This window comes from Pseudomonas sp. ACN5, assembly GCF_002303975.1.
GTDB lineage: Bacteria > Pseudomonadota > Gammaproteobacteria > Pseudomonadales > Pseudomonadaceae > Aquipseudomonas > Aquipseudomonas laurylsulfatiphila.
Genome location: NZ_MRCP01000005.1, coordinates 228,881 through 239,116, shown reverse-complemented (window position 1 = coordinate 239,116; position 10,236 = coordinate 228,881). Strand labels below are relative to the sequence as shown.

At 61.3% G+C, this 10,236-nt stretch carries 11 protein-coding genes and 4 tRNA genes; 6 read left to right on the top strand and 9 right to left on the bottom strand.

Translation table 11 applies throughout. The features are described 5' to 3' along the window. Positions 1-95: 95 nt before the first annotated feature. Genes BSF40_RS12075 through BSF40_RS12050 form a run of 6 tightly spaced genes read left to right on the top strand, consistent with a single transcriptional unit; the run spans position 96 to position 5,836 of the window. Positions 96-719, top strand: a complete 624-nt coding sequence (locus BSF40_RS12075) for a CDP-alcohol phosphatidyltransferase family protein (RefSeq protein WP_095965292.1) — start codon at positions 96-98, stop codon at positions 717-719. Between the two features lie 10 nt (positions 720-729). After that, positions 730-2,484: a bifunctional alpha/beta hydrolase/class I SAM-dependent methyltransferase gene (locus tag BSF40_RS12070; protein WP_095965291.1), complete on the top strand. Its 1,755-nt coding sequence runs from the start codon at positions 730-732 to the stop codon at positions 2,482-2,484. After that, on the top strand, positions 2,484-3,827 hold the full coding sequence (locus BSF40_RS12065) for a phosphatase PAP2/dual specificity phosphatase family protein (RefSeq protein ID WP_095965290.1): 1,344 nt from the start codon (positions 2,484-2,486) through the stop codon (positions 3,825-3,827). Before BSF40_RS12070 ends, BSF40_RS12065 begins: the two co-directional genes overlap by 1 nt. Next, positions 3,817-4,272 (top strand): hypothetical protein, encoded by a 456-nt coding sequence (locus BSF40_RS12060; RefSeq protein ID WP_095965289.1) that lies wholly within the window; start codon positions 3,817-3,819, stop codon positions 4,270-4,272. Before BSF40_RS12065 ends, BSF40_RS12060 begins: the two co-directional genes overlap by 11 nt. A gap of 9 nt (positions 4,273-4,281) precedes the next feature. Beyond that, a complete protein-coding gene (locus BSF40_RS12055; protein WP_095965288.1) occupies positions 4,282-4,902 on the top strand; it encodes a 1-acyl-sn-glycerol-3-phosphate acyltransferase in 621 nt (206 codons plus the stop codon). A gap of 1 nt (position 4,903) precedes the next feature. Next, positions 4,904-5,836 carry a phosphatidate cytidylyltransferase gene (locus BSF40_RS12050; RefSeq protein WP_095965287.1) on the top strand — a complete coding sequence of 311 codons (933 nt, stop codon included), beginning with the start codon at positions 4,904-4,906 and terminating at the stop codon, positions 5,834-5,836. 85 nt (positions 5,837-5,921) lie between these two features. On the opposite strand, the gene BSF40_RS12045 is transcribed toward BSF40_RS12050, so the two are convergent. The 9 genes from BSF40_RS12045 to BSF40_RS12005 all read right to left on the bottom strand — a co-directional run bounded on the left by BSF40_RS12045 (position 5,922) and on the right by BSF40_RS12005 (position 10,234). After that, positions 5,922-6,368 carry an Hsp20 family protein gene (locus tag BSF40_RS12045; protein WP_095965286.1) on the bottom strand — a complete coding sequence of 149 codons (447 nt, stop codon included), beginning with the start codon at positions 6,366-6,368 and terminating at the stop codon, positions 5,922-5,924. 132 nt (positions 6,369-6,500) lie between these two features. Then, positions 6,501-7,460, bottom strand: coding sequence for a tRNA-dihydrouridine synthase (locus BSF40_RS12040; RefSeq protein WP_095965285.1), 960 nt, complete (start codon positions 7,458-7,460; stop codon positions 6,501-6,503). A gap of 170 nt (positions 7,461-7,630) precedes the next feature. Beyond that, positions 7,631-8,080 (bottom strand): thioesterase family protein, encoded by a 450-nt coding sequence (locus BSF40_RS12035; RefSeq protein ID WP_095965284.1) that lies wholly within the window; start codon positions 8,078-8,080, stop codon positions 7,631-7,633. Positions 8,081-8,128: 48 nt separating this feature from the next. Next, positions 8,129-8,962, bottom strand: a complete 834-nt coding sequence (locus tag BSF40_RS12030; RefSeq protein WP_095965283.1) for an alpha/beta fold hydrolase — start codon at positions 8,960-8,962, stop codon at positions 8,129-8,131. Between the two features lie 30 nt (positions 8,963-8,992). Then, positions 8,993-9,532, bottom strand: coding sequence for a TetR/AcrR family transcriptional regulator (locus BSF40_RS12025; RefSeq protein ID WP_095965282.1), 540 nt, complete (start codon positions 9,530-9,532; stop codon positions 8,993-8,995). Between the two features lie 186 nt (positions 9,533-9,718). Continuing rightward, positions 9,719-9,794: transfer RNA gene (locus tag BSF40_RS12020), tRNA-Glu, on the bottom strand. An 80-nt stretch (positions 9,795-9,874) separates the two neighbouring features. After that, positions 9,875-9,950 (bottom strand) — tRNA-Ala (locus BSF40_RS12015). 53 nt (positions 9,951-10,003) lie between these two features. Next, positions 10,004-10,079, bottom strand: a tRNA-Glu gene (locus BSF40_RS12010). Positions 10,080-10,158: 79 nt separating this feature from the next. Continuing rightward, positions 10,159-10,234: transfer RNA gene (locus BSF40_RS12005), tRNA-Ala, on the bottom strand. Positions 10,235-10,236: the final 2 nt, after the last annotated feature.

Genomic DNA, 10,236 nt, shown 5'->3' with positions numbered 1-10,236 from the left:
GCAACTGGACGCGCGCCGCAAGAACCCATCTACACTGAAAAATCGTATCGATCGACGCTCGCTCCACATACTCCTCCGGCTGAGACCCTATCGACGTGCCCAGCATCTACCAGATCAAACCCGCATTCCAAAACCTCCTGCGTCCCTTGGTCCGACGCTTGTTCGACAACGGCACCACGGCCAATCAGATCACTGTGCTGGCCGGCATCGGCTCGGTGCTGGTGGGCGCGGTGATCGCCGGTTTCGTGCATCACCCGTGGGTGTTCGCGCTGGTGCCGGTATGGATGATCGTGCGCATGGCGCTCAATGCCATCGACGGCATGCTGGCTCGGGAATTCGGCCAACAGTCGCGCCTGGGCGCCTACCTCAATGAGCTGTGCGATATCGCCGCCGACTGCGCCCTGATCCTGCCTTTTGCCCTGTTGCCGGACGTCAGCCTGTGGCTGGTGCTGCTGGTGACCCTGTTCGCCTTGTTCAGCGAGTACAGCGGCGTGCTGGGGCCGATGATCGGCGCCTCGCGGCGTTACGACGGGCCCATGGGCAAGAGTGACCGGGCTTTCGTGCTGGGGGTCGTGGCCGCCGGTATCGCCTTGGGTTGGATCAACGCCCCGTGGATCAATGGGGTGTTCGCGACCATCGCGGTGCTGCTGCTCTGCACACTGATCAATCGGGTCCGCCAGGGCCTCAGGGAAGTACAACAAGACGGCTCTTCAGCCTAAGGAATTGGCAATGCGCGAAGCTCGCGAGCAGACATTCACCACCCATGACGGCGTGGAACTGTTTTACCGATACTGGCCTGGCACCCCTGCCCCGGCCGTGGCGCGCAAGGCCGTGCTGTTGTTTCATCGCGGCCATGAGCACTCGGGGCGCATTGCCCACCTGGTGGATGAACTGGACCTGCCCGACTACGACTTCTTTGCCTGGGATGCCCGGGGTCATGGCCTCTCGCCGGGCGCCCGCGGCGACAGCCCGGGCTTTGCCACCAGCGTGCGCGACGTGCAGACCTTCTGCGAGCACCTGAAGGCGACTTACCGGATTGACGAGGAAAATCTCGCGGTGATCGCCCAGAGCGTCGGCGCAGTGATCGTCGCCACCTGGGCCCACGATTACGCGCCACGCGTAAGCTCGCTGGTGCTGGCGTCGCCGGCGTTCAAGGTCAAGCTCTATGTGCCCTTCGCCCGCCAAGGGTTGGCACTGCTGCGCAAGTGGCGCGGCAACTTTTTCGTCAACAGCTACGTCAAGGCGCGCTTTCTCAGTCATGATCCGCAACGCGTCGCCAGCTACGACAACGACCCGCTGATCACCAAGGCCATTTCGGTCAACGTCTTGCTCGGCCTCTACGAAGCCGCCGAACGTGTCGTGGCCGATGCCCAGGCCATTCAGATCCCCACCCAGTTGTTGATCTCCGGTGCCGATTTCGTCGTGCATCGCCAACCTCAGGAACAGTTCTTCGATCGCCTGGGCAGCCTGCACAAGGAAAAACACGTGCTGCCGGGGTTCTTCCACGACACCCTGGGCGAAAAGAATCGCAGCCCGGCCGTCGCCAGTGCACGCCGCTTCATCCTGCAGAACTTCGACCAACCGAGCGCCCGCCCTTCCCTGTTGGCCGCCGATCGCCTGGGCCTGACCTGCGCCGAGTCCGAATCGCTGGCCGCACCGCTGCCACACAACTCCTTGCGCGATCTGTATTGGCGCGCGACCCGCGCCAGCCTGCGCCTGGGCAGCCAGCTATCGTCGGGGATCAAGCTGGGATTCGACACAGGGTTCGACTCAGGCAGCACCCTGGACTACGTCTACCGCAACACACCCACCGGTACATCCGGTCTCGGTCGCATGATCGACCGCAATTACCTGGACTCCATCGGCTGGCGCGGCATTCGCCAACGCAAACTGCACGCCGAGGAACTGCTGCGCCTGGCGATGCAGCAATTGCGCGCCCAAGGACACGAAGTGCGCATCGTCGACATCGCCGCCGGACACGGGCGCTACATTCTCGAAGCCTTGCAGGGCGTCAGCCCGCTGCCCGAGTCGATTCTGTTGCGCGACTACAGCGACATCAATGTGCGCGACGGCAGTGCGCTGATCCGCGAAAAAGGCCTGGAGGGGATCGCTCGATTCGTCAAGGGCGATGCCTTCGACCGCGCCGATCTGGCCGCACTGGCCCCCAAGCCGACCCTGGCGGTGGTATCCGGTTTGTACGAGTTGTTCGCCGACAATCAAATGGTCAGCGCGTCCCTCGCCGGGCTGGCCGAAGCCGTCGAGCCCGGTGGCTATCTGGTCTATACCGGTCAACCCTGGCACCCGCAGCTGGAACTGATCGCCCGCGCTCTGACCAGCCACCGTGAAGGTCAGGCCTGGGTCATGCGCCGCCGCACTCAGGCGGAAATGGACCAACTGGTGGAGGCCGCCGGCTTTCGCAGAATCGACCTGCGCGTTGACGAGTGGGGCATTTTCAGCGTGGCCCTCGCGCAACGGGTGCCGTGATGCAGCTCACGGCAACGGCGGTACGCGAGCCTGGCTTGCTCAAATCGGCGGTGCTCTGGCTATTGCTGCTGGCGCCGATGTTTTTCGGCACCTACGGTTTCGCCACTTGGGTCACGACCCAGCGCGGCGATGTCGGCAGCCTGGTGTTCGAGTGGGAAAACCACATGCCATTCTGGGCCTGGACCATTGTCCCTTACTGGTCCATCGACCTGCTGTACGGTTTGTCCCTGCTGCTGCCACGCAGCCGCGAGGAACTGAAACGCCATGCCTTGCGCCTGCTGACCGCGCAGGTGATTGCCGTCAGTTGTTTCCTGATCTGGCCGCTGCGCTTCACCTTTGTCCGACCGGAACTGGATGGCGTATTTGGCTGGATGTTCGACGTCCTCGCCGGCTTTGACAAGCCGTTCAACCAGGCACCATCGCTGCACATCGCCTTGCTGGTGATCCTCTGGGCCTGCTATCAGCGGCATTTACAGGGCATCTGGCGCACGGTGATGCATGGCTGGTTCGCCCTGATCGGGATCTCGGTCCTGACCACTTACCAGCACCACTTCATCGATCTACCCACCGGAGCGATGCTCGGTTGGCTGTGTGTATGGCTATGGCCGCTGGAGGGCCCCTCCGTCCTGCAAACCGTGCGCCTGGCACCTCGGGGGAAACGCTGGAAACTGGCGCTGTATTACCTGCTGGGGGTGGCAGCGTTCACTGTTCCGGCTTTGGCGTTGGGGGGAGTCTGGCTGTGGTTACTCTGGCCGGCGCTGGCACTGCTGCTGGTGGCGTTCAATTACGCCGTGCTGGACGCTGGCGGCTTTCAGAAACGCGCCAATGGACGCCTGTCAGCCGCCGCCCGCTGGCTCCTGGCCCCCTATCTGGCCGCCGCCTGGCTCAATTCGCGCCTGTGGACCCGCAAGGATCCAGATCCCGATCGGGTACTCGACAACGTCTGGCTCGGGCGCATACCGACTCGCCAGGAACTCGAGGACCGTGCCTTTACTGCCGTGTTCGACCTGTGTGCCGAACTCTCGCTGAACCCGGGCTCCGTCGCTTACCGATCGCTGCCTGTATTGGACCTGACCGCCCCCAACGCCGCGCAATGCCAGGAGGCGGCGCAGGCCATCGAAAGCCTGCGTCAGCAAGGACCGTTGCTGGTCTGCTGCGCCCTGGGCTATTCGCGCAGCGCCACGGCGGTGGCCGCCTGGCTGCTGCAGACCGGGCGGGCCACGAGCGTCGATGATGCTATCCACCTGATCCAGCGCGCACGCCCGGGAATAGTGTTGGGTCCAATTCACCGAAAAGCCCTGCAGCAGGTAGCGACCCGCATGGAGAGCAGCATTGTCCATTGATATGCAACTGCAGGTGACAGCCAGTCTGTTGCGTCGTGGTGACTCACTGGATCGGCTGTCCACCGGGTTCACCCTGTTGGGCGCTTTGCTCGGCCTCAGTCAGTACGTCCTGACCAGCCCGGGGTTCTGGGGCGAGACCTTAAGCAGCGGGCTGCTGGTGCTCGGTCTGTGGCAGAAATACTGGGCAACGCGGGTCGCTTTCGATGCCGATCTGTTCCAGCGCCTTGCCGAGAGCGCTGCAGATCTCGGCGAGCGCACCCAGGCCCTGGATCAAGCCCTGGCAGCGCTGAATCTACAGCCCGCCGAACGCGCCGGCCGTACCTGGGACCAACGCATTGCCGGCGCCCTGAAGCTGTTGCGTCGCCAGGCATTGCTGGTGGCGGCACAAGTTCTGTTGACCCTGGTTTTCATCTTGGCCGCCCCTTGGCTGGCCGTAGCGGGATAAGGAGTTCTCATGCTGGAACCCGTGGTTGCCACACTCATCACCTCTGCCGCGCGTCTACTCACTGGCGCCCGTAGCCTATGGCTCGGTTGCGCACCGCAAGCAGTGCAGCGCATCTATTTCGCCAACCACAGCAGCCACGGCGATTTCGTGCTGCTGTGGGCGTCGTTGCCGCCGACCTTGCGCGATATCACCCGACCGGTCGCTGGCGCCGATTACTGGCTCAAAAGCCCACTACGTCGGTACATCATCAAACAGGTATTCAATGGCGTGCTGATTGACCGGGAGCGCAAGGACAATACCGAGAATCCGTTGCAGCCGATGCTCGATGCCCTGGCGAACGGCGATTCGCTGATCATCTTCCCCGAAGGTACACGCAACCCCGAAGACGGCCTGCTGCCGTTCAAAAGCGGGCTGTATCACCTGGCTAAACAGTACCCCGACGCGCAATTGATACCGGTGTGGATCGCCAACCTCAACCGGGTCATGCCCAAGGGACGCGTGCTGCCGCTACCGCTTTTATGCACCATCAGCTTTGGCGCCGCGCTGGCCCTGGACGAAGAGGAAAGCAAGGCGCAGTTTCTCGAGCGCAGTCGCGTAGCGCTGCTGGATCTGGCCGGGGAGCATGCCTGACATGGACAGACAGACATTGATGTTATTTGCCGGCATCGGTGCATTTCTACTGCTGGCCTCGCTCATCGGTTTCGTACTCAAACGACGCACCCAAGGCACCGCCAACCCGGTGATCGACAACCTCAACGCCCGGATAAATGCCTGGTGGGTGATGGTGCTGGTGATCGGGGCGGCCTTCTGGCTCGGTACCACTGCAGTGATCCTGCTGTTCTACACGGTATCGTTCTACGCCCTGCGCGAATTCATGACCCTCATGCCAACCCGCCGCAGCGACTACCCGGCCCTGGTCGCGGCTTTCTACCTGGCACTGCCGCTGCAATACCTGTTGATTTACTACGATTGGTACGGGCTGTTTTCGATCTTCATCCCGGTCTACGTGTTTTTGCTGCTGCCAATCCTGGCGTCCCTGGGCGGCGACAGCACACACTTTCTCGAGCGCGCCTCGAAGGTTCAGTGGGGCCTGATGATCGCGGTGTTCTGCGTGTCCCACGTGCCCGCCCTGCTGACGCTGGACATCGCTGGCTATGAAGGTCGAAACCTGCTGTTGATCGCCTATCTGGTGATCGTGGTGCAGATGTCGGATGTGCTGCAATACGTGTGCGGCAAGTTGTTCGGCAAACGCAAGATCGCGCCGAAACTGTCGCCCTCCAAAACTGTGGAAGGCTTTGTCGGCGGCATTTTGCTGGCCTCGCTGATCGGCTGCGCCTTGTGGTGGATCACACCGTTCACCGCCTGGCAGTCACTGTTCATCGCCTTACTGATCAACTTGCTGGGGTTCGCCGGTGGCATCGTGATGTCGGCGATCAAGCGCGACCGTGGCGTAAAGGACTGGGGGCACATGATCGAAGGCCATGGAGGCATGCTCGACCGACTGGACTCGGTCTGTTTTGCGGCGCCGATCTTCTTTCATCTGGTGCGCTACGGCTGGACTTGAACGCAAAAAAAGACCCCGACAAGTCGGGGTCTTTTTGTTCTAGCCGGCTGTTTGATCAATCACGACACCCGGCATCAAGCTCGACTCAGTGTTGCAGAGCCGGTTTTTGTGCCCCGTTGATCGGGATGCGCTTGGCTTTCGCCTCTTCCGGAATCACCCGCAGCAGGTCGATGCTCAACAGACCGTTGCTCAGGCCGGCCGCCTTGATCTCGATGTGATCCGCCAGACGGAAGGACAGCTTGAACGCACGCTGGGCAATGCCCTGATACAGATAAGTGACGTCTTCGTTTGCGTCGCGCTTACCGCCACTGATGGTCAGCACACCCTTCTCGACTTCGAGCTCCAGGTCTTCTTCCTGGAAACCAGCCGCTGCGATGACAATACGGTACTGGTCGTCGCCATGTTTTTCCACGTTATAGGGTGGATAGCTGCTGCCTGGTTCGTTGCGCAGGGCGGTCTCGAACAAGTCGTTGAAACGGTCGAAACCTACCGAGGACCGAAACAGTGGGGCCAGGGAAAATGTAGTAGCCATGATTCAAATCTCCTGAAAACAATCAGCAAGGTTTTTTGTCTCCGCGACCCGAATTCGGCATCGCGTAACCCTTAGATAGGGACCGCTGATTGCATTTCAAGAGCCTATTTTCTGCTTTTTTTTAAAACAGCCTCAGGCGGCTTCAGCCACCGGCAGCCCCAACAAACGCGAGACGTTATCCAGTTCGGTCTCACGACGCAGGACGGTGAACAGCTCTACCGCCTCGGGATAATTGCGGGTCAGCATCGCCAGCCATTGCTTCAGGCGACCCGGCGATTGGCGTGGCGTCATCTGCGCCTTGGCTTGCAGCCAGAAGTCCTGGATCAGCGGCAGCAGCTCGTTCCAGGTCATCTCCACGACCTCTTCACCGGCCCGGGCAGCGGCGATCTGCCTGGCCAGATCGGGGCGCGAGACCAGGCCGCGACCGAGCATGATGTCTTCCACGCCACTGATCTCGCGGCAACGCCGCCAGTCTTCGACGCTCCAGATATCACCATTGGCGAACACCGGCACCGTGACCACGTCCTGGACACGTGGAATCCACTCCCAGTGCGCCGGCGGCTTGTAGCCATCCACCTTGGTCCGCGCGTGCACCACGATGTGTTCCGCACCGCCTTCGGCCAGGGCCGTGGCACACACCAGCGAACCGTCCGGGCTGTCGAAGCCCAGGCGCATCTTGGCGGTGACCGGAATGTGCGCGGGGACGGCACGACGGACGTGCTCGACGATCTGGTTGAGCAGCTCGGGTTCCTTGAGCAGGACCGCGCCACCACGGGATTTGTTGACGGTCTTGGCCGGGCAGCCGAAGTTCAGGTCAATCACTTCGGAACCCAGCTCGCACGCCAGCGCGGCATTTTCCGCCAGGCACACCGGATCGGAACCGAGCAGTTGCACACGCAGCGGCACGCCGGAGGCGGTCCGGGCACCGTTGAGCAGCTCCGGGCCGAACTTGTGGAAATAGGCAGGCGTCAGCAACTGGTCGTTGACCCGAATGAACTCGGTGACGCACCAGTCAATACCACCCACGCGGGTCAGTACATCGCGCAGGATGTCGTCGACCAACCCCTCCATGGGCGCCAAAGCAATTTGCATGAAAAACACACTCGAGGAAAAACGTGGGGCAGTTTACTGGGTTTCAGAGAAAATCTGCAGAACATCGCAAATCCAATGTGGGAGCGGGCTTGCTCGCGAAAGCGTCGTGTCAGCCAACATTTAATTTGCTGACACACTGCATTCGCGAGCAAGCCCGCTCCCACAGGGAATCAGGGTTGCACCAACTCCTGCACCTGGATCGCCAGGCCATAGCCTTCGATGAACTCCGTCGGCATGCGCTTGGGCTTGCCGGTGGACAGCTCGATGCAGACGAACGTGGTTTGCGCACGCAGCAACGTTGCATTATCGCTGGGGCGGATCAGCTGGAAGTGTCGGGTCATTTTCAGGCGCTGATCCCAATCGACGATCCAGGTCGCCAATTGCAGCTCATCGCCTTCGTAGGCCGCTGCCAGGTAATCGATCTCGTGGCGCACCACCGCCATCGCCCGGTCCAGCCGCCGGTATTCGACCAGATCCAGGCCAAGGCGTTGGGAGTGGCGCCAGGCGCAGCGCTCGAGCCAGGTCACGTAGACCGCGTTGTTCGCGTGTCCCAACCCGTCGATGTCCTCGGCGTCCACTTGCAGATCAATGATAAATGGCGTTTCCCGATCCCAGCCCATGCCCCACTCCCGGTCAGATGATTTCGACCGGCGCAGTGTAACGGAAGCTCAAGCGGATTGGCGTGATTGCAGACTGCGACCGGCCAGCAGTGATAACACGCCATCAATCACTCGGGGGTCGGCCAATACACGCTGATGACCACCCTCCGTCAAACGCAGCAAGCGACTGTCGAACCACGCTTCGTGGATCAATTGCGACTCGCTGACCGGGACGAAGTTGTCATCTTCGGCATGAACGATCAGGCCGGGCATATCGAGTTGATAGTGCGCGACATCCAGCATTGCGGCGCGCATGCCGACATCATTTTCCACCTGGCGAATGAACGCCGAGCGAGCCTTCGGTGGCAGCCCCACATAACGGGCGAAACCACGCAGCACGCCGAGAATCCGCGCCGGGGCGGCAATGCTCACCAGGGTTTCGGTGCGCAAACCCAACTGGACCGCGAGCATGGCACTGGCGCCGCCCATGGAGTGGCCGATGACCGCTTGCAGCGGGGGCAGTTCGGAAGCGGCTTCAAGCATGGCGCGAGCGAACAGCACCACATTCGCTTCGCTGCCCGGCGAGCGGCCGTGGGCCGGACCATCCAGGGCGACGACCGAGTAACCGGCATCGACCAGCGCGGTGATGAGGCTGGCAAACTGCGTCGGCCGACCTTCCCAACCGTGCATCAGCAGCACGGCCGGCCCCTGCCCCCAACGCAGCGCCGAAAGGCCAAACCGCAGGGTAATGCGCTCGGATCGCGCCAACAGCGGCAGCTCCCAGTCACGGGGCGGCAGGTCCCGCGGTGTCATGAAGGCCAATCGCATTTTGCTAGCGACCAGTTTCGGGGCAAACCAGCCCAAGGTGCCATTAACGCCACGAACCCACTTTAACGCGCTCATCGCATTCTCCTCAGGCCGCAGCCTTCAGGGTCAACGCACTGCCGATTTGGCGGCGCGCAGTAATCGATCTGACAACTCTCCCGGCCCCAGCGCCCGCGCCAGAGCCAGCCCACCGACCATCAAGGCCAAATCGGCCAGGGCTTTTTCGGTTTCTTCAGGACTGGCCGCCAACTGCGCGACCATCAATTCCATATGTTCATTCAGGGCGACACGAAACGCTTCCGGCAGCCGCCCCAGTTCGCCGACCGATGCCGGGATCGGACAGGCCGATTCGGAGGAGTCACGGTGCTTGCGCGACAGATAGAACGCGGCCACCAGCGCGCGACGCTCTTCACCGGTCAACTCGGCGTCCATGTCGGCAATCAGGTCGCGGCGGTGACCGAGCAATTGCTTGAACGCCTCGAGCATCATCGCGTCCTTGCTTTCGAAGTGTGCGTAGAAGCCGCCGACCGTCAGGCCCGCCGCCCCCATCACTTCGCCCACGCTTGGCTCGGCCGGGCCACGCTGAATCAGCGCTGCGCTGGCAGCCTTGAGGATGCGTTCGCGGGTCTGAGCTTTTTTATCGTTCATCGTTGCCTCCGAATATTACGATTGAAATATTATTCTCATAATAAATTTTAGCAAGTCATGGGTGTGACCGCTGGTCTGAAGAACAGTTTTTTTGAAAATGGAGGAATTTTGGCCAAACGCCAGACAAACAAAAGGGCCATTCAATAATTGAATGACCCTTATAAAATCCCGCAGAGCGGGTAATCGTGGCGTCCCCTAGGGGACTCGAACCCCTGTTACCGCCGTGAAAGGGCGGTGTCCTAGGCCACTAGACGAAGGGGACACAAACCCTTCTATACAATTGATCAGTGCTGAGAGCTGATCGATTCAAGGCCGGTGTGGCCAGACCTTGAACTGTAAAATTGGTGGAGCTAAGCGGGATCGAACCGCTGACCTCCTGCATGCCATGCAGGCGCTCTCCCAGCTGAGCTATAGCCCCGGATTTTTCGCCTCGCGGCGGAGCGACATCTTGCAACATCGCTTCTGTAAAACTGGCGTCCCCTAGGGGACTCGAACCCCTGTTACCGCCGTGAAAGGGCGGTGTCCTAGGCCACTAGACGAAGGGGACGCAAACCCTTCCATACAACTGATCAACGCTGAGTGTTGATCGCTTCAAGGCCGGCGTGGCCAGACCTTGAAGTGTAAATTGGTGGAGCTAGACGGGATCGAACCGTCGACCTCTTGCATGCCATGCAAGCGCTCTCCCAGCTGAGCTATAGCCCCTC